The organism is Shewanella sp. UCD-KL12 (genome assembly GCF_001957125.1).
Lineage (GTDB): Bacteria > Pseudomonadota > Gammaproteobacteria > Enterobacterales > Shewanellaceae > Shewanella.
The window spans coordinates 95,573-115,119 of sequence record NZ_MPHJ01000009.1; the positions used below are offsets into that span (position 1 = coordinate 95,573).

The window sequence follows — 19,547 nt, forward strand, 5'->3', positions numbered from 1 at the left end:
CTGGGATAAACATGTCCATATAGAAAGAATCCATCTGCCGCAGAAGGTGGCTTTAAAATTACTCCCTAAAGGGGAGCTTTAGCTAACATGCACCTGCAAGTCGCCGTAAATATATCCCTATAGGCTCTACTAAATCATCCTTGATTTAGAAGCTTGCACTGCATGACCCGCTAAAACTCTGCACAATATTTACCATAAAAATAGCTATATTAACTACTTCAGGCAAAGACTATGGGTTATACCAACCTAATGAAGTAGCAGGTTTAAGGCTGAAAACAAAAACGCCCCGACTGTTACCAGTCGAGGCGCTCTTACTTATGACTCACAGCTTAAGACTTATAGCTCGCAGCTTAGTCTTTGTATTTCAGCGTACCATTCGCTTTGATCTCATCGAACCAAAGGTTGTGGTGCTGGCTTGCCCAAGTCTCGTCACAGTAACCTGAAACCATACACTCCATACCACCTTCAGACATAACCGTTGCCATGAAGATGTGTACGATAGAGAAAGCACAGATAACAATCGCACTAATCGAATGCAGTGCGAGTGCGATTAGCATCGTTGTGCGGCTTACATCGAACAAGTTCGGGAATAGCAACATCATGCCAGACACTGAGATAATGAGGCCAAATAGGGCAAAGGCCCAGAACCACATCTTCTCACCGGCGTTAGCGAAACCAGCATCAGGGTGCTTACCCTTAAATGGACCAAAGTTGATGTAACCACCAACAACCATCATCCACTTGATGTCATACATCTTAGGCAACTGATTTTTAGCCCAAAGTGCTACCATCAAAGCCCAACCGAGCATGAAAGGTATCGCCATGAAGTCATGGATCTGCTTGGCAGCATAGACCAAACCAGACCAGAAACCTTCACCGATATAAGGCTGGAAAAAGTAGCGCCCTGATAACAGGACTAAACCCGTTAATATCAGCAGTAGACAAGGTATAGCACCTAGCCAGTGAATCGATACATCAAACTTAGACCAACGATAAACCAGCTTACCTGAATAACCACCATGTAACTTAGAGATGCCATTTATCTTGATGAAAACAACAAAGATAATGATCATGCCAAATAGTGCCGCCATCAAGGCCGGCGCTAATAGGTCACTTCTTAGCTCTAATACACGCAGATCATAGGTATTGATCGGCTGATTGTGGAACTCGCCATGTGAGGTAGTTTCACCGGTAACACCCGCTTTAAGGTGTGACCAGATCTGCCCCTCTGTGGCAGTAGTCTGTACAGGGTCGGCTTGAGCAAATGCTAGAGCACTGAACATCATGCTCACTGCAATTGCTATGGTTAAGCCTATCTGTTTGAACCATCTGTTCATATTAAATCCTTATCTTCCACACTGTGCTACCACAGCGTGGAATTTTAGCGTGATGTATACATCACGCAGTGGTATCAATAGAGATGCGTAGCAGACCTATTAGCCCCAGATAGCATTATTTGAACCACGGTATGTCACACGCTCACGGTAGATAGAAGAGATAACCTCAGCATCACCCGCAAGTAGCGACTTAGTCGCACACAGTTCAGCACACATAGGTAACTTGCCTTCAGCAAGACGGTTAGCACCGTACTTACGACGCTCAGCATCTGAGTGATCGGCTTCTGGGCCACCCGCACAGAAGGTACACTTATCCATCTTGCCACGACTACCAAAAGCGCCCTGCTTAGGGAACTGAGGTGCACCGAATGGGCAAGCATAGAGACAGTAACCACAACCGATACAGGTATCCTTGTTGTGCAGTGTTAACCCATCTTCTGTTTGATAGAAACAGTTAGCTGGACACACTGCTTGGCAAGGCGCATCAGTACAGTGCATACATGCCACTGAGATCGATGCTTCACCTGGTTCGCCATCATTGATAGTCACTACGCGGCGACGTTGAATGCCCCACTCAAGAGCGGAATCGTTTTCGTTCTTACATGCTGTGACACAACCGTTACACTCGATGCAGCGCTTGGTATCACACATAAATTTCATTGTAGCCATAGTGGCATTTCTCCTAGCTTAATCTGCAGTTATGCTTTTTCGATCTGACACAGAGATACTTTGGTCTCTTGCATCTGAGTCACAGGGTCATATCCGTAGGTCATCACGGTATTCGCTGACTCACCGATAACGTATGGCTTAGTGCTATGTCCACCAGATTCTGGGTAGTTAAGCTCTTCGCCGTGCATCACACCTGCAAAGTGGTATGGCATCCAAGTTTGGCCAGGTAATACGCGATTGGTAACCATAGCTTTCACTAAGATACGACCACCTTCGGCGCCTTCAACCCAGACATCGTCACCATTACGGATACCACGATCGACAGCATCACCAGGATGAAGTTCAATGAACATCTCCTGCTGGAGCTCTGCAAGCCATGGGTTTGAACGTGATTCTTCACCACCGCCTTCATACTCAACCAGACGACCAGAAGATACGATAAGTGGGTACTTCTTATCTAAGTTATCGCTGATCACCTTGTCTTGAAGTGTCTTAAACAAGGTCGGCAGACGATGAACCTGCATATCGTCATGAGTTGGGTACTTAGCGATAAGATCACGACGAGGCGTATATAGCGGCTCACGGTGAGTTGGGATCTCATCTGGGAAAGTCCATACACGACAACGTGCTTTCGCGTTACCGTAAGGCATCATGTTGTGTGCCAGTGCTACACGTACAATACCGCCGCCTAAATCTGTCGCCCAAGTACGGTTTTCAGCAAGCTTCTTCTCTTCAGCTGTCAGCTCATCCCACCAGCCAAGCTGCTTGAGCATCTTGTCATCAAATTGTGGGTAGCCATCTTGGATCTCAGCGCCAACAGATGCAGAGTTTTCAGCCAGTAGGTTCTCACCTTCGTACTCAACACCGAAGCGAGCACGGAAGTTACCACCGCCTTGGTTAACGTTTTTACCTGTACGGTAAAGAATCTGTGAACCTGGGTGCTTCTGCTCTGGTGTACCCCAACATGGCCAAGGTAGACCGTAAGTCTCACCCTTGTTCTTACCACCTGGTGCTTCCAGTGTTTCTGCAGAGAAGTCGCCCCAGTTCATGGTATGAGCCTTAATACGCTCAGGGCTCCAACCTGTGTAACCGATTGAGCGCATGCCTTTAGCATACTCACGCATGATGTCGTCAGGATTTGGCATATTGCCATCAACTTTCACATGCTTGGTCCAAGCCTCAGCAATTCCCACATGCTTAGCGATGCGGTACATGATCTCAAGGTCATTCTTAGACTCAAACATTGGCGGTACAACTTGCTCACGCCACTGTGCACTACGGCCAGAGTTGTTAACTGAACCTTCACCTTCAAACACGGTTGCTGCAGGCAGCAGGTAAACCCCATCTTTACGACGATGCATTACACCAGCCATTGTTGGGTATGGATCGACAACAACCACTGTCTCGAGCTTATCGAGTGCGTCACGGACTTCCATCTGACGCGTTTCAGTGTTGACAGATTGCCCCCAGAAGAAAGCAAGACGTAGGTTATCTTTCTGCGCTAACTTATCTGTTTGCTCAAGCACACCATCTTGCCAGCGTGAACATGGCATACCAGGTGTAGTCATTGGCTCACGGCCTAGGTAAGCCTGTTGGTCAAAGCGTGCCTTAACATCTTCATATGGTAGATCCCATACGCGTGCCCAATGCTCCCAAGCACCTTTTGCTACGCCGTAGTAACCAGGCAGGTTATCGAACAGCAGACCCATATCGGTCGCGCCCTGCACGTTATCATGACCACGGAAGATGTTAGTACCACCACCCTGAATACCCATGTTACCCAATACTAACTGGAGGATTGAGTAGATACGTGTGTTAGCGTTACCCACTGTGTGCTGAGTACCACCCATACACCAGATCACTGTACCTGGACGATTCGTCGCCATATGTTTCGCCGCAGCATAAACATCTTTCTTCGACACACCCGTTACATTTTCAACTTCTTCAGGAGTCCAACGCTTGGCCTCTTCACGGATCTTGTCCATGCCAAATGAGCGTGCGCGGATAAAGTCTTTATCTTCCCAGCCATTTTCGAAGATGTGCCACATTAGACCGTATACCAATGGAATATCGGTACCAGGGCGAAGCGGTAGATGAATGTCGGCATGTGCTGCCGTGCGAGAGAAACGAGGATCAGCAACTGTAATCGTTGCACCACGCTCTTTAGCTATCATGATGTGCTGCATCGCTACTGGATGCGCCTCTGCCGGGTTAGCCCCGATCAGGAAGATATTTTTAGCATTACGAATATCATTAAATGAGTTGGTTTGTGCGCCATAACCCCAAGTGTTCGCAACACCTGCAACTGTCGTTGAGTGACAAATACGTGCTGAGTGATCGACATTGTTAGTGCCCCACATAGCCGCAAGTTTACGGTACATGTATGCCTGCTCATTCGAGAACTTAGCACTACCCATAAAGTAAACAGAATCTGGACCCGATGTCTTGTTGATCTCAAGCATCTTGTCGCCAATTTCGCTAACCGCTTGCTCCCAAGACAACTTCTTCCACTTACCACCCACAAGCTTCATTGGGTATTTCACACGCTTATTAGAGTGTGTGTGATAACGCAAACTGGCACCTTTTGCACAGTGACCACCAGAGTTGAATGGATGATCGAAAGCAGGCTCTTGACCAGTCCAAACACCATTTTGTACCTCAGCGTAAACACCACAACCTACAGCACAGTGAGAACAGATAGTACGCTTCACTTCAACTGGTGCACTGTGTGGAATGTCATTGGCTTCAGCTTTACGCATCATGCCTGTGCCTAAGAAAGAAACAGCAGCAATACCACCAGATGTGATACCTGCTTGCTTCATAAACTGACGACGATTAATGCCTAGAGATGACTTCTCTACTTTTGCCGTCTCGGTAGATTTACGATTTAATTGCATCGATTAAACTCTCCTAAATTAGCTACGCAAGCTGTTGTAGTAGCTGCGGATATGCGCAGTCTCATGGTAGCCTTCAGCACCTTTAGTGCTGATATTTCTTTCTGTTGGCTGAGCAGCGTTAACACCAGTAGCAGCAAGTGCAACTGTGGCTGTGCCACCGATAGTGAGTGCTTTCAGCAGTGATCTACGATTTAGATCTGGCTGTTGCTTATTCATCATTACTCCCGTTGAGGAACTGACCCTTTTTTTAGGGCATTTAAATTGGATGACGTTACCCAAAAAAACTTCAAACTGAATGTTGCTTTTTTGTTTCAGATAATGAGGTGAAATTCACCTTTCACTAGCTACCAACGCCCTCCAGAAGTTTCACCCTCAACCTAGTCAAAAACACGCTGATAAATATTGATCTAGGGTAATTTAACTTTCGGTATCTCATGCCCAAAATGGGGAAATGTTACACAGTTCAAATTGCAAAAAACCGCCTTAAATCAAGCTTAAATGGCACTTAACCCCGCTTAAAATTAGTGGTTACTAATGTTATTTTTTGGTGAAAAATGATGCAACTTAGTGGGCACTAAAATGGTTAAAATTGAGTAGGAAAAAGGTGCAAAACGCGAAGCAATGATTGCGCTAAGGTAGGAAAGTGATCAAATCAAAAAACACCGAAATTGATAGGGGGTTTGTATACCCACATACAGCTCCCCTCATTAGGCATCCTGCCTACCGGGGATAACTATTCATTACAGGAATATCCATGTTCAAATCCCCTCACTAGGCATCCTGCTTACCGGGGATAACGCTTAATAACAGGAATATCCATGTAAAAACCCCCTCCTTTCACATCCATGTGAACCGGGGATAATTACATCCATGTAAAAAAACGCCCCGACTGTTACCAGTCGAGGCGCTTTACTTATGATTTACAGCTCGTAGCTCGTAGCTCGTAGCTCGAAACTAAAGCTTAATCTTTGTACTCTAAAGTACCATTTTCTTTGATTTCATCGAACCAGAGGTTGTGGTGCTGTACAGCCCAAGTTTCATCACAGTAACCTGAAACCATACACTCCATACCACCTTCACTCAGTACTGTTGCCATCCAAATATGAACAATAGTAAAGGCGATGATGATGATCGCACTGATTGCATGTATTAACAGTGCCAACATAGAGGCTTCACGAGGAAGATCTAAACCTGGAAGAACTAGCATGATGCCAGAGATACTGATAAATAGTCCGAACACAGTTAAGGTCCAGAACCACATCTTCTCACCAGCATTGGCAAAGCCACTATCTGGGTGCTTACCTTTGAATGGTCCAAAGTTGATGTAACCACCAACCACGAGGAACCACTTAAGATCGTACATCTTAAATGTCTGCAGAGGCATCCACTTAACGACACACAATATCCAAGCACCGATAAAGACTGGACCCACATAGTCATGGATAAACTTACTCGCATTGATCAATGCAGCCCACACACCTTCACCCACATAAGGTTGAATAATGTGTTTACCTGTCATGATACTGATACCCGTTAAGATCAGCGTAAGACATGATATTGCTAGAACCCAGTGGATCCACAAATCAGCCTTAGACCAACGCAGTACCATCTTGCCAGAGAACCCACCATGTAACTTAGATGGACCATTAACAAAATAGAAAATAACGAAAGCACCAAATACACCTAATACTGCTAAGCCCATCGCAGGAGTCAGATAATTATTCTTAATATCCTTACCTTGATTGCCCGCAACATTAATTAGCACATTAGCTTCAACACCTTGCGCAGTAGTAAAACCTGAGTCTCCTGCTTTTACAGCACGCCACAGATCAGCATCGCTGGTTTTTGCATTGGCCATCTGTTGGCTAGTCTGACCATCGGCAGCAATTGCTGTCGAGCTCATACCTAGGCCTAAGGTCAACACTAAAGGTAAAACCAACAAAGCAAACAGGCTACGCAGTGATTTTAATAACATAGTCACTCCTTATGGGACTAATAATGAGCTGTGAGTTTGACTCACAGCTCTATTGGCCCTATACGCCAGTCTTTGGGGTGTAACCCCAAATGTTGCCAGGATTACCACGAGAAGCAGTACGCTCTCTATAGATATCCGATACCACACCAGCGTCACCAGCAAGCAATGCTTTAGTCGCACAAAGCTCAGCACACATAGGTAGCTTGCCTTCAGCGATACGGTTAGCACCGTACTTCTGACGTTCAGCATTTGAGAAGTTCTCTTCTGGGCCACCGGCACAGAAAGTACACTTATCCATCTTACCGCGGCTACCAAAAGCACCCTGTTTAGGGAACTGAGGTGCACCGAATGGACATGCATATAGACAGTAACCACAACCGATACAAGTATCTTTGTTGTGAAGTACTATGCCGTCTTCAGTACGGTAGAAACAATCTGCTGGGCAGACTGCCTGACAAGGTGCATCAGTACAGTGCATACATGCCACTGAGATAGATGCTTCACCTGGCTCACCATCGTTGATGGTTACTACGCGGCGACGTTGAATGCCCCACTCAAGAGCGGAATCGTTTTCGTTCTTACAAGCTGTGACGCAACCGTTACACTCGATGCAGCGTTTGGTGTCACACAAAAATTTCATGACTGCCATATTGGCTATCTCCTCATCAAGTTCAGTTAGGCTTTAGTGATTTGGCAAAGTGATGCTTTAGTTTCTTGCATCTGCGTTACCACATCATAGCCGTAGGTTAATACTGTGTTTGCCGACTCACCGATAACATAAGGTACGGTGCCTTCTGGGTAGCTTTTCTCTAGGCTTTCACCTTCGAATACACCCGCGAAGTGGTACGGCATGAAACACTCACCAGCGATAACACGCGGTGTAACCATAGCCTGAACTTTAATCTTGGCGCCTTCTGGGCTGTGAACCCAAACATCATCACCGTCACGTAGACCGCGATCTGCAGCATCTTCAGGGTTGATCTCGATGAACATCTCCTGTTGAAGCTCTGCAAGCCAAGGGTTAGAACGAGTCTCTTCACCACCACCCTCATATTCCACTAGACGACCAGAGGTCAGTGCTATTGGGAAGTCTTTAGCGAAGTCTTGTTCCTGAATTGTCTTATAAAGCGTTGGTAGGCGAGCAACCATACGATCTTCATAAGTTGGGTACTTAGACACTAAGTCACGACGAGGCGTGTAAAGTGGCTCACGGTGCAAAGGAATATCATCTGGGAAGTTCCAAACGATACAACGTGCTTTAGCGTTACCGTAAGGCATACAACCATGCTTAATAGCCACACGCTGAATACCACCAGATACGTCAGTCTTCCAGTTCTTACCGTCAGCAGCCGCTTTCTCTTCAGCTGTTAGGTCATCCCACCAGCCAAGTTGCTTAAGCATGTCTGCAGTAAACTCTGGGTAACCATCTTGGATTTCACTACCCTTAGAGTAAGAACCTTCAGCAAGAATGTTGTTACCGTTGTGCTCAACACCGTAACGTGCACGGAAATTACCACCACCGTTAATCACTTCACGACCTGTGCGGTAAAGGATTTGAGAACCAGGATGCTTCATCTCTGGTGTACCCCAACATGGCCAAGGTAGACCGTAAGTCTCGCCTTTAGCTGGGCCACCTGGTGCTTCTAGAGAGTTGATATCGAAAGTACCCCAGTTTTCCTGGTGCATCTTCAAACGCTCTGGGCTCTGACCAGTGTAACCAATTGTCCACATGCCGCGGTTAAATTCGCGCGTCATATCTTCAATCAACGGCTCATCACCATTAACCTTAATATGCTTACAGAATTCTTTCTCGATGCCCCACTTCTTAGCGAGCTTGTACATGATCACGTGATCAGGCTTAGACTCGAACAAAGGCTCGATAACCTGTGAGCGCCACTGTAGTGAGCGGTTAGAGGCTGAGATAGAACCGTAAGTTTCAAACTGAGTAGCAGCAGGAAGCAGATACACACCATCAGTACGGTTGTGCATTACACCCGCCATTGTTGGGTATGGATCGACAACAACCACTGTGTCCATCTTGTTCAGTGCTTCACGTACGTCACGACCACGGGTTTCAGTGTTAACTGATTGTCCCCAGAAGAAGGCCATACGAATATTATCTTTCTGAGCAATCTTAGACTTATCTTCAAGTACACCATCATGCCAGCGAGAACATGGGATACCTGTAGAGTTCATTGGCACTTGGCCTAGGTGCTCTTGTTGGTCGAAGCGGTTCTTAACCCACTCGTAATCAAGATCCCAAACATTACACCAGTGCTTCCAAGAACCAGTCTTAAGACCGTAGTAACCAGGTAGTGTATCGAACAGCAGACCGAAATCGGTTGCGCCCTGTACGTTATCGTGGCCACGGAAGATGTTAGTACCGCCACCAGACACACCCATGTTACCTAGGGCAAGCTGAAGGATACAGTAAGCACGCGTGTTAGCGTTACCTACGTGATGCTGAGTACCACCCATACACCAAACAACAGTACCAGGCTTAGTTTCTGCAAGTAGCTTAGCTACGCGACGCATCTGATCTTCAGGTACACCAGCAACAAGTTCAACTTCAGCAGGATTCCACTTAGCGACCTCTTCACGGATTCTCTCCATGCCGTATACACGTTGGTCAATGAAAGTTTGATCTTCCCACTTGTTTTCGAAGATGTGCCACAACAGACCATAGATATATGGAATATCTGTACCAGGGCGGATATGCACGAACTCATCAGACTTAGCTGCAGTTCGGGTGAATCTTGGGTCAACAACGATGATTTTCGCACCGCGTTCTTTACCTTCAAGTACATGCTGCATCGCAACAGGGTGAGCTTCACATGGGTTAGACCCAATGAACATCATCGCCTTAGAGTTACGCATATCGTTGAAAGAGTTAGTTTGCGCACCGTAGCCCCAAGTGTTTGCAACACCGGCTACCGTGGTAGAGTGACAAATACGCGCTGAGTGATCGACATTGTTGGTGCCCCACATAGCTGCGAATTTACGGTACATGTAAGCTTGCTCGTTAGAGAACTTAGCACTACCCATAAAGAATACTGAATCAGGACCTGATTCCTTGCGAATATCAAGCGCCTTTGAACCTACTTCTTCAATCGCTTGATCCCAAGAGATCTTCTTCCACTTTCCGCCTTCCAGCTTCATTGGGTATTTTAGACGCTTCTCACCATGACCATGTTCACGTAGTGAAGCACCTTTAGCACAGTGACCACCAGCGTTGAAAGGATGATCGAACGCAGGCTCTTGACCTGTCCATACGCCATTTTGAACTTCAGCATAGATACCACAGCCCACAGAACAGTGAGAACAAATAGTACGCTTTACTTCAGTTGGTGCATCATGTGGCACCTCTTTCGCTTCAGCTTTACGCATCATACCTGCGCCAAGCATTGATGCCGCAGCAATACCACCAGTTGCAAGACCTGCAGACTGAAGGAACTGACGACGGTTTAGACCTAAGGCTGGCTTGCTAGCCGTTTCTGCCTGGCCTGTATTGCGAGTTAGTCGCATCACACACTCCTAATCTTATTGATTTAACAAACTTAATTACTAATCAGATCTAAAAGCTACAGTTACTTTCCACGCAATGATGCGTAATAACTGCGAACATGATCAGTCTCTTTATAACCATCGCCTTTCTCTGTAGTCGGTGCTACAGCTGGTGATGCCGCAAGAGCTTGTCCACTGACAGTCGCTACGGCGCCAGCCGCACTGCCCACTGCTAATGCTTTTAGCAGTTGACGACGACCCATGTCGGAAGCTTGCTTCTTCATAGTGTCTCCTAGTTTTCACTTGGTGTTGTAATGTGGGTCAATAACAGATGACCCGTCTATTTGGTGAGGGATACTCCCTCCGTTTTCATTATGCCAACCCAAGAAACAGGCTGGCATACATAATCAACCGGCTAGTTACGAGGCAAGCTCGCGGCCAGACGATTCAATCTTTGCACTTTCTTCTGTTTTAGCTTCAGCTTCATTTTTCTCAGACTCTGCCTGAGCGGCTTCAGAGCCTGGGCAGTTAACTGGGATATCAAGTTGTAGTTGCTCAAACTCATTGGCTTCAGCTTCAAAGAACGCTTTAGCAAGTTGTGCAACAGTTGCGTAGAAAGCAGCGCTTGGCGTAGCCGCTAAAGTGGTACAGAAACGGTCAATCCAACTGCCGATGTGGCGCTGGTAGAAACCTAGTTGACGGTACCCAGGAGCCTCAAGAATTAAGATCCCCATCACTTCACAAAGTGCAGCAACATGATCTTCAGGCTCTTTCACATTTTCTTCGCGTTCAAAGCCAAGTTGCATCAAGTCTTGACGCAGCATAGCCAGTGGCTTATCCATCAATGAACCAGTCATAAACCAACTTGCGTAAGGCATGATCTCACCGCTGCCTACACCGTAGAATATTTTGAAATATTCATCTTCTAACTGTTCACTACTAAACTGATTTGAGGCTAACTTAACCGCAGACCAAGCTTTGGTCATCTCGCTGTCGTCGCTAGCATCAAGTTCAAGATTGCCAAGAAATTGTAGCAACTCTGCACTTGGCTGACTGCGCAACAGCGCGGCCAATAGCTGATAGATGTCGGCTCTTAACTGATCGTTTTCTGATACTTCTCTTACTAATTCGGTCATGGCTTAACTCTTATCGCAGTTGCTTTTCAGGATCTTGAAGGATGTCTTCAAACATATCTTTCACACGGCAGTCACTACACATCTTTAAACGCTCTGTGTTAGCACTAAACGCGCTATGTCCACCGATCACATCTTGCATACGCTGCACCATGGATTTAGTGGCAAAAGGAGTTCCACAACGAATACACTCGAACGGCTCCTCCTCTTTCAAGGTTTTACAGGCTTGACGCTCGGCTTTATCGAAGTTCATTTGCGAAGTCAGGCTGATAGCATTTTCAGGACAGGCTTTTTCACATAAGCCACACTGCACACAGTCTTGCTCTACAAAATTAAGTGCAGGCTTGTCACCACCATCGGTAAGAGCTTGCGTTGGACAGGTTGAAACACAAGATAGACATAAGGTACAGCTATCTTTGTTGACGCTGACCTTGCCATAAGGAAGATTGCTTTGACTCAAACAGCTCTCAACTGAGGCCGCTTGCTCATTTAAGTGATCAATCGCTGCGTACAGTGTGCTGCGCTTAGTCGTTGCAGCAAACTCGCCCGGTACAATTACAGGCCAGCTTGAGCTTGCTTCAAGCAATGCACTCAAATCACCAATAGTTGATTCATCAATTAGCGAGATACGTTGTGGTTGACCCATCTCATCAAGAATGTCGTTAGCTAACTTAAGGTCGCCTTCAAGCATCTGAGTGAGCGTTGGTGCTGTCGCGGCAGTATTCAAAACAAGAACCTGACACGCTCCCCATGCTAGAGATGACATCCAGTGATCCATGCTCGCAACAGTGATCTCTTCAAGCGCAACCGGAATCACTGAGCCTGGAAGCTCATTTGTGATGAGTGCAGCACCATTCGCTTCATCATGGAACAGTATGACTGGAGCAACTTGTGCTTTTTCACTATAGCGAGTGACTAGCTTATGCAGGTATGAGTGTAACGCTTGAGGCGTCGGAAGATCGTAGCTGATAGCACCAGTAGGACATGCATTGGTACAACTACCTGCACCATGACAAAGATAAGGGTCTATCTCGATCATCTTATCAATGCTCTGAATCGCATCTGCAGGACAGAAGTTCAAGCAACGATTACAACCATCGATACCATTACGGGTATGGGCACAAAGCTCACTATTCACCTTAACGTATCTAGGCTTATCAAACTGACCGATAAGGTCTGGCAACTGATTGATAGCATCATCAAGCTTTGCTGTATCTTGGCCGACATAGAAGTAGCCAGGAGGAAGCATCTCAAGATTAACACACGGTGATTGACTCAAATCTAAGATAAGGTCGAAATGCGCTTTGCGAATAGCCACTAAGCTTAAATCAATGACTGCTGTATCTGTCTCAGAGCCTGAATCGACTTTAACCTGGAACTGACCTAGGAAGCCTTTAATCTCGACAAGCTTGTTATAGAAGCTTTCAACATCTTCAGCTGAAGTCATCACCTTCTCAAGATGGTCTTCATCTTGGCTGGTGATCGCCTCATTGGCTAATATCGCTACCTTGCCCATATTGGCGAGTCTAGCTGCCGCAAGACGAGCCAGATCTTCTGGCCCAATCACAAGGACGTTGCCCTCAGTGGTGTAGCTAACTGTTGGCGGGATCAGGTTCTGAAGAACTTGAGTGTTCGCCAACACCTGCTGTCGAACTCCTTGAAGTTCAACTTGGGTATCATTATTCAAATTTATGCTCACGTTGCGTTCCTGAACAGTTTGGCTGTTGCCATCGACTTGGTCACTATCTCTTTACGCCTCAAGATATCTATGCAGATATACTCGATTCCGGCTAGTGATCTCTTTCAATTTGCTGGCTTCATCAGGGCCAACTTAATTGCCGATTACTGCTTAACTTTTCTAGCTTTTGCTAAATAAGGTAGCAATTCACATACCAATTCTGTGGTTATTAAACTTATTTAAAATGACTTCAAACAACCGCGTCTTTTGTATCACTATTAGAATCTGGTGCATTTTGGGACAAGTCATCACTCTTGATGTCCAAAATGTCCTCAGCAGCTTCACTGTCTAAATTGGGTTCATTGCTATTTGAGGCGACAGCATTGTCAGCTGTATTTTCGCCGGTAGCACCATCTGTATGACCCTCAACCTCTTGAGCAAGCTCCAGCTCTTCAGCTTCAACTTCCTCCTCTTTCTTGGTCACGTGGCGGAAGACTTTTTTAGCTATCTCAGCGGACTGCTCAGCACTCAATTTAGGCTGATTACTGTAATCCAGCGCATACTCAAGCAAGCCATCAATCTCATTGTATTGCGGCTGCTTCCATAGCGCCTTCAAAGCAGCTGCTTTAGCCGTTGGGTCGACATTAGCGCCCATAAAGCTGGCGAAGCTACCACCGACCTCAATTTTATCTGGGTCAGGAAGGTCATCTGCGGTGAGAACTTGATTCTCGTCTTGAAGCTCTTGAGCTGGTGTTTGCTGATTTTCGGTCTCAGCTAGCTCAACCGAACTCTCAAGGTTTTGGCTATCAGCTTCTTCGGCCAGTCTTTCATCTTCGACCTCTTGGCGTCGCTGATTCCAACGAGAGAAAAATCCACTTGGTTTATCGCTCATTAGCGTCTCTGCTCAAAATTATGGTTAGCACTTGGACCTTCATTCTTACGGCGATTAACATGCTTACGACGATGCGCACATATCTCAACTTCACCATGACGAGTAATAAAGGCTTCGATCCAGCAAGCAACAGCTTGTGGCATAGGTAGATTTAATACTGGCGTATCGCCTTCGAGACAGCCTGCTGCGACATTTTGATCGGCAGATATTCTCGCCGGTACCCAAGTACCATCTTCAAGTTCATCGCACACTATGTACAACATGGCGTTGTCCATATCTAAATTCAGACGGTAACTCGCTCGCTCATCTTTATGTAGTTCAAGTAGAACAACATTTGAATTCTCAGGGGCTTCATGACTCGCGGGTAATATTTGATCTAGCTCCCAGCTTACAGAAGTCCAGCGCCCAACGAGCTTTTCGATTCTCTTAAGAGAAACGTGCATGGGCCATTCGCTTTCGGTATGTTGCATTCAGTTTCCACCTTACTTGTAGCCAACTTATCGCGATCAATAACAAGCTGGCTAAATTACGAGTACTGCAGCAACCTAAGCATCAATACCCGTCCGATACCTATAAGCAAGCAATATGCGTGCCAGCAAAATTATAAAAGAAAATTGCGCTGGATCATTAATTCCATACTAAGAGTAGGACAATTTGTCCTGTGTGCCATTTTGAGTAGGACATAATAGGGCGCTTTAACTCCCCCCGATGCGAGAGATCACGCATTCCCCCTACTCTTCAACACCTAGGTACAATAATTGCTAAGCTATATCCGATATTTTTTACAGTGAGTCTATAACCTTGAGCAATCACAACCACAGCTTGATAAGAACAGCGACTGAAGTGCCATTAACCATCGCAGTAAAGGCCATCGATCAAAATGGTGAGCAGGTCGATAAACATATTGCCTGTGAGCGTCCTTTAACGGTTTATCTCAACTGGCAACCCATTGTGACGCTAATGACACTCGGGGCTAGAGCAGAGGCACTATCGCTAGGTTATTTGAAAAACCAAGGGTTTATTTCAGATCTAGACAAACTTGAATCAGTCATTGTCGACTGGGAAGTTAGCTCAGCCGCTATTATCACTAAAGAGAGCACTGCTGACTTAGATGAAAAGCTATCTGAGAAGACTGTGACCTCAGGCTGCGGTCAAGGCACTGTGTATGGTGGCTTTATGGATGGCCTCGATGAGATCAATCTACCCAGCCCGCAGATAAAGCAGAGCATGCTTTACGCCCTGCTAAAGAACATTAGTGAATATAACGAAACCTACAAAAATGCAGGTGCTGTACATGGTTGTGGCCTATGTAAAGAAGATGAGATCGTCGATTTTGTCGAAGATGTTGGTCGTCATAATGCTGTAGACACACTGGCTGGAGAGATGTGGTTAAAAGAGACCATAGGTGAAGATAAACTCTTCTACACCACAGGTCGTTTAACCTCTGAGATGGTGATTAAGGTCGCCAAGATGGGCATTCCTGTCGTCCTCTCCCGCAGTGGCGCGACCCAGATGGGCTTAGAGCTCGCTCAAAAGCTAGGTATTACCATGATAGCTAGAGCTAAGGGCAAGCACTTCCTTATCTATAATGGTGCCGAAAATATCGAATTCGACGCAGTCCCACCTAAGCGTCCAACAAAAACATAATGAATAAACCAGCAAGTGAAGAGAGACACTTTCTCTTGTGCAATGAGCAATGGAAACAGCAATGACAGAGCCGAGTAAACTCGTCTATATGAGCGCCAAACAGGTCGCTGAATACTTAGATCTTAATGAAAAAAAGGTCTACGCAATGGCGAACGACCGCATACTACCTGCGACTAAGGTGACTGGTAAGTGGCTATTTCCTAAAATTTTAATCGACCGCTGGGTAATGGACTCATGCCATAGCGGCATGCTCTCTGATCGTATGCATATCACAGGCAGCGATGATCCTCTGCTGTCTATGTTGGTATCTCGTCTAATGACCCAAATAGGCAAGAGCGACCTGATTAGCTACAGTTCAACAGGCTCACGATTAGGACTCGACCTCCTTTCACGAGGCTATGCTGATGTCTGTACCTTACATTGGGGCAGTGTAGAGGAGCGAAATATTCGTCATCCGGCGCTATTGAAGGGTTACCCTAACCATCAACAGTGGGTGATGATCCACGGCTATACTCGTAATCAAGGTCTAATGATGCGCCAAGACATGCATCAACGCTGCCAAGAAGAGGACAAGATTGTCTCACTTCCATGGCGATGGGTCGACAGACAAGCGGGAGCAGGCAGCCAGCAACACCTAGAGCATTGGTTAATGAAACAGGGCGCCGCCCTTTCTCATCTTAACGCTAATGTCACCGCCTATAGTGAGCGCGAACTAGCAGGCTTTATCGCCCGCGGCGATGCTGACATAGGTTTCGGCTGTCAGTCAGTCGCCATGGAAAGTGGCCTAAGCTTCGTACCATTGATCACTGAGTCATTCGATTTTGTCATGCCCCAAGGGATCTACTTCAGACGCCAACTACAGCACCTGTTCGATATGATATCGAGTACTCAGACACGTCAATTGGCCTCTACTTTGGGCGGGTATGATCTGACGGATTGCGGCAAGTTACTCTGGAATCCCTCTTAGAAGGTTTGAGGGGCTAGGTGCGAGGCAGGTAGAGCTAAGACGACGCAGCGCTGATCGACGGCCTGCGGCCTATTCGGCGCTAACGCTATTTGGGATTTTGGGTTAACAATTGTTGAAGTAACTTTTTTGTATCTGGCGTTATTGATACTTAGCAAGTTTGATTGATAACCATAGCCTTATGGTTATCAATTGCTTGCAGCAGGCTCATGTGCAGATACTTCTGCGAGACGCCGTGAATACATCTGACTGCCATGGATGGCTGGAATGCTAAAAAGTGTAGGGAACACTTTTGGCCTTGTAGGCTCTTTGATGACAAAAAACTTCCATGTTTAAAAGCCAGTTCGGCATCCTTGCCTCTCGTTCGAAGAGCTTCACTAAGTGAAGCCTCACCTTGAAATCTAAGCTCGCAGCCCTATCTACACCCGATTATTAACCTCTTCGATTTGGCATCAATAATTTAAAGGCTAAATTCCATATTTTACATAGAACATTACAAGTACTTTTCAATGATAGGTGAGAGGTCTTCAACATTTGTGGCAATGTGATCAGGTTGAACAGTCCAAGTAGATGGATTTGCTCGACTATAGGCTGCGGCCACAGAGATAACTTTAGCCTGCCCACCGAGGGCTGACTCTAGATTTCGGGCAAACTGTGTATCAGCTTCATGATCGCCGATATACATCAATAGTTGGCTATTGGTGTGGCCGAATATGCTCTCTAGACATTGAATTCCACCATCAGCTTGAGGCTTTTGATTGCCGTTTGAGACGTCATCATAGCCCACAACGGCCTTAAATGGCTTGTTAATACCATGAAATTCAAGAACATTGCGGATATTTCTCTGCGAATTTTGTGAACATATCCCATGATGAATGTCAGAGAATCTGTCTATGATTTTGGTTATGCCATTAAAGAGGTTAACCTGTGTTTGATTCTTCTCTTGATGCTCCGCCCACATACTGCCAGCTTGAATCATCTCAGCATCGGACAAACCATAATATTCAACATATAGCTCTTGCCAGTTTCTAGCGGCATGATTTGCCTGATGATAAAGTTCTTCGCTATGCAGATATTTAGGCAAATTATCACCCGTTAAATGTGGTGCAACAATAGATAAAATTGTCTTGGTAATATCTATATTTTTAGGTACAGAATTAACCAACGTTCCATCATAATCCCACAATACTGCATCTAGCTTCATACTTTTATCCTATCAAAAATGATCTAAAATAAGTCATCCAAGTTGCAACGCTTGATGCACTGAATTGAGTTGAATTTATGCTAGCTAACAGATTTTAACAAGCCGTCGATACGGCTAGAATGATGAATAATACCCAATACATAATCAAATATTGATCTTACTCACTTTGTGAGGGAAGCAGTTTAAAATCAGTCAATAAATATATAGAGAATACATACTTGTGAGCCGCAGGCGCTATATCACAACATATAGATAAACTGATTTTCACTCCCAAATTCCGTTGCAGGAGTGAGAGGTAACGGCAGCAAAGCCGATGAGTGATTGCACCACTCATCTCAAGTTATTAGATAAAGTCTAACTGTGTTGCTCAAGCGAAGCTTGATTAGAGAATAGAGTGACATTTTCACTCAACAAAACATCAGCAACCTGTGAGGTCTTCTTCCAGCGTGTAGGTGGTATCTGAACCACCCGTTCCTGTTGGCTCGATATAGCGGACATGGCAATTGGTGGTTTCATCATCCAAGAAATAACCAAAGCGCACATTTGATGAGCCAACTAATACATTTGGTGTGCAAGAGCCGCTACCGAAGCAGAAATCGACCTCTTCGCCCACTTCAAGCATTTCACGTAAGCCACCGCCACCATTTTCACCGAAGGCCTCTGGGTAACCGAGCTTCATCTCAATATCTTCACCGTTGTAATCGATAACGCTTCGATCATCTTTTTCGACACCATCTATGGCTGCCCGCGAATGTGCCAAGTCTAGTGAAGACTTAATCGCCCCTTTTATGCCTTGAACCGTTGAGATTTTTGCATCTGATTGCAGATTGATAAACTTAGGAGCTGCAGTGACAGCCAAAATACCCAATATAATAATCACAATGACGAGCTCAATTAAGGTAAAGCCTTTTTGCTTCAAGCTATTATGATTACCCGTTACATTTATACCTAACTGCATTATAAGATCCTTTTAAACAACATTGGGTTGCACTACTTAACTTGGCTATCTTAAATAGAATTGATATTCAAAGCCAATGTAATCACAGAAGTGTTTGTATAATCCTCGCCGGACAGGCGTTAGACAAGATTGAAGCAACGAACTTCAACAAGCTAGCCAATATCATTGATGGGATTACATTAAATTTTTTAAAAATAATTAAGACGTTATTCGCTAGCGCTATATACATTGGGTTGCCAAACCTGCATGAGCACCTCTGGGTTAGGTACAGGTTTGAAGCCAAACTGGGCATACAGTCCATGGGCATCGCGGGTGGCAAGTACCATGCGCCTGAGGCCTTGCAGATCTGGGTGGTCTACAATCGCATTCATCAGCAACTTGCTTAAACCGCGGCCACGGTACTCATCGACAATAAACACATCCGCTAGATAAGCATAGGTGGCTCTGTCGGTGATCATACGACCGAAGCCAACCTGTTTATCGCCATCTTGAACATCAGTAAATACACCGAAGCAAAGTGAGTGATTGAGCGCTTTCTGCAACACAGTTTTAGGTATTCCCTTCGCCCAATAACTTTCAGAGATAACAGCATGAATAATATCGATATCCATCTCAACTAAATCAGTACTAATCCTATATCCCTGCATTATCTCTCCCTTTAAACCTTCGCCTAACAACCCACTTAACCT

17 protein-coding genes are annotated in these 19,547 nt (G+C 45.6%); 2 read left to right on the forward strand and 15 right to left on the reverse strand.

What is annotated here, in order from left to right; genetic code table 11:
* Positions 1-350: 350 nt before the first annotated feature.
* From BM736_RS16280 to BM736_RS16335, 12 genes are all read right to left on the reverse strand, one after another.
* Entirely contained in the window at positions 351-1,337 is a 987-nt protein-coding gene (locus tag BM736_RS16280; RefSeq protein WP_076414078.1) for a formate dehydrogenase subunit gamma, read from the reverse strand.
* 99 nt (positions 1,338-1,436) lie between these two features.
* Positions 1,437-2,006, reverse strand: a complete 570-nt coding sequence (gene fdh3B, locus BM736_RS16285; protein ID WP_076414080.1) for a formate dehydrogenase FDH3 subunit beta — start codon at positions 2,004-2,006, stop codon at positions 1,437-1,439.
* 29 nt (positions 2,007-2,035) lie between these two features.
* Entirely contained in the window at positions 2,036-4,903 is a 2,868-nt protein-coding gene (locus tag BM736_RS16290; protein ID WP_076414082.1) for a formate dehydrogenase subunit alpha, read from the reverse strand.
* A gap of 18 nt (positions 4,904-4,921) precedes the next feature.
* The gene (locus BM736_RS16295; protein WP_076414084.1) at positions 4,922-5,119 is read right to left on the reverse strand and encodes a formate dehydrogenase; all 198 of its coding nucleotides are present in this window, start codon (positions 5,117-5,119) and stop codon (positions 4,922-4,924) included.
* Between the two features lie 745 nt (positions 5,120-5,864).
* Entirely contained in the window at positions 5,865-6,878 is a 1,014-nt protein-coding gene (locus BM736_RS16300) for a formate dehydrogenase subunit gamma (protein ID WP_076414086.1), read from the reverse strand.
* 58 nt (positions 6,879-6,936) lie between these two features.
* The gene (fdh3B, locus tag BM736_RS16305; RefSeq protein ID WP_076414088.1) at positions 6,937-7,527 is read right to left on the reverse strand and encodes a formate dehydrogenase FDH3 subunit beta; all 591 of its coding nucleotides are present in this window, start codon (positions 7,525-7,527) and stop codon (positions 6,937-6,939) included.
* A gap of 26 nt (positions 7,528-7,553) precedes the next feature.
* The gene (locus tag BM736_RS16310) at positions 7,554-10,403 is read right to left on the reverse strand and encodes a formate dehydrogenase subunit alpha (protein ID WP_076414090.1); all 2,850 of its coding nucleotides are present in this window, start codon (positions 10,401-10,403) and stop codon (positions 7,554-7,556) included.
* A gap of 62 nt (positions 10,404-10,465) precedes the next feature.
* Entirely contained in the window at positions 10,466-10,666 is a 201-nt protein-coding gene (locus BM736_RS16315; protein WP_076414092.1) for a twin-arginine translocation signal domain-containing protein, read from the reverse strand.
* A gap of 135 nt (positions 10,667-10,801) precedes the next feature.
* Entirely contained in the window at positions 10,802-11,518 is a 717-nt protein-coding gene (locus tag BM736_RS16320) for a molecular chaperone (RefSeq protein WP_076414094.1), read from the reverse strand.
* Positions 11,519-11,528: 10 nt separating this feature from the next.
* Positions 11,529-13,202, reverse strand: a complete 1,674-nt coding sequence (locus BM736_RS16325) for a 4Fe-4S binding protein (RefSeq protein ID WP_076414234.1) — start codon at positions 13,200-13,202, stop codon at positions 11,529-11,531.
* Between the two features lie 241 nt (positions 13,203-13,443).
* Positions 13,444-14,085 (reverse strand): DUF3306 domain-containing protein, encoded by a 642-nt coding sequence (locus tag BM736_RS16330; RefSeq protein WP_076414096.1) that lies wholly within the window; start codon positions 14,083-14,085, stop codon positions 13,444-13,446.
* Entirely contained in the window at positions 14,085-14,555 is a 471-nt protein-coding gene (locus BM736_RS16335) for a DUF3305 domain-containing protein (protein ID WP_076414098.1), read from the reverse strand. The genes BM736_RS16330 and BM736_RS16335 overlap by 1 nt, the downstream gene beginning before the upstream one ends.
* Positions 14,556-14,886: 331 nt before the next feature.
* On the opposite strand from BM736_RS16335, the gene BM736_RS16340 reads away from it, so the two are divergent.
* Entirely contained in the window at positions 14,887-15,732 is an 846-nt protein-coding gene (locus BM736_RS16340; protein WP_076414100.1) for a formate dehydrogenase accessory sulfurtransferase FdhD, read from the forward strand.
* Positions 15,733-15,793: 61 nt separating this feature from the next.
* Entirely contained in the window at positions 15,794-16,699 is a 906-nt protein-coding gene (locus BM736_RS16345) for a helix-turn-helix transcriptional regulator (RefSeq protein ID WP_076414102.1), read from the forward strand.
* 490 nt (positions 16,700-17,189) lie between these two features.
* On the opposite strand, the gene BM736_RS16350 is transcribed toward BM736_RS16345, so the two are convergent.
* The 3 genes from BM736_RS16350 to BM736_RS16360 all read right to left on the reverse strand — a co-directional run bounded on the left by BM736_RS16350 (position 17,190) and on the right by BM736_RS16360 (position 19,505).
* The gene (locus tag BM736_RS16350; protein ID WP_076414104.1) at positions 17,190-17,900 is read right to left on the reverse strand and encodes an HAD family hydrolase; all 711 of its coding nucleotides are present in this window, start codon (positions 17,898-17,900) and stop codon (positions 17,190-17,192) included.
* Positions 17,901-18,318: 418 nt separating this feature from the next.
* On the reverse strand, positions 18,319-18,858 hold the full coding sequence (locus BM736_RS16355; protein WP_076414107.1) for a prepilin-type N-terminal cleavage/methylation domain-containing protein: 540 nt from the start codon (positions 18,856-18,858) through the stop codon (positions 18,319-18,321).
* Positions 18,859-19,064: 206 nt separating this feature from the next.
* The gene (locus tag BM736_RS16360) at positions 19,065-19,505 is read right to left on the reverse strand and encodes a GNAT family N-acetyltransferase (RefSeq protein ID WP_076414109.1); all 441 of its coding nucleotides are present in this window, start codon (positions 19,503-19,505) and stop codon (positions 19,065-19,067) included.
* Between the last annotated feature and the right edge of the window lie 42 nt (positions 19,506-19,547).

Coding starts and splice junctions, on each gene's coding strand:
- BM736_RS16280 (WP_076414078.1), bottom strand. CDS start 1,337: ATGAACAGATGGTTCAAACAGATAGGCTTAACCATAGCAATTGCAGTG.
- fdh3B (WP_076414080.1), bottom strand. CDS start 2,006: ATGGCTACAATGAAATTTATGTGTGATACCAAGCGCTGCATCGAGTGT.
- BM736_RS16290 (WP_076414082.1), bottom strand. CDS start 4,903: ATGCAATTAAATCGTAAATCTACCGAGACGGCAAAAGTAGAGAAGTCA.
- BM736_RS16295 (WP_076414084.1), bottom strand. CDS start 5,119: ATGAATAAGCAACAGCCAGATCTAAATCGTAGATCACTGCTGAAAGCA.
- BM736_RS16300 (WP_076414086.1), bottom strand. CDS start 6,878: ATGTTATTAAAATCACTGCGTAGCCTGTTTGCTTTGTTGGTTTTACCT.
- fdh3B (WP_076414088.1), bottom strand. CDS start 7,527: ATGGCAGTCATGAAATTTTTGTGTGACACCAAACGCTGCATCGAGTGT.
- BM736_RS16310 (WP_076414090.1), bottom strand. CDS start 10,403: ATGCGACTAACTCGCAATACAGGCCAGGCAGAAACGGCTAGCAAGCCA.
- BM736_RS16315 (WP_076414092.1), bottom strand. CDS start 10,666: ATGAAGAAGCAAGCTTCCGACATGGGTCGTCGTCAACTGCTAAAAGCA.
- BM736_RS16320 (WP_076414094.1), bottom strand. CDS start 11,518: ATGACCGAATTAGTAAGAGAAGTATCAGAAAACGATCAGTTAAGAGCC.
- BM736_RS16330 (WP_076414096.1), bottom strand. CDS start 14,085: ATGAGCGATAAACCAAGTGGATTTTTCTCTCGTTGGAATCAGCGACGC.
- BM736_RS16335 (WP_076414098.1), bottom strand. CDS start 14,555: ATGCAACATACCGAAAGCGAATGGCCCATGCACGTTTCTCTTAAGAGA.
- BM736_RS16345 (WP_076414102.1), top strand. CDS start 15,794: ATGACAGAGCCGAGTAAACTCGTCTATATGAGCGCCAAACAGGTCGCT.
- BM736_RS16350 (WP_076414104.1), bottom strand. CDS start 17,900: ATGAAGCTAGATGCAGTATTGTGGGATTATGATGGAACGTTGGTTAAT.
- BM736_RS16355 (WP_076414107.1), bottom strand. CDS start 18,858: ATGCAGTTAGGTATAAATGTAACGGGTAATCATAATAGCTTGAAGCAA.
- BM736_RS16360 (WP_076414109.1), bottom strand. CDS start 19,505: ATGCAGGGATATAGGATTAGTACTGATTTAGTTGAGATGGATATCGAT.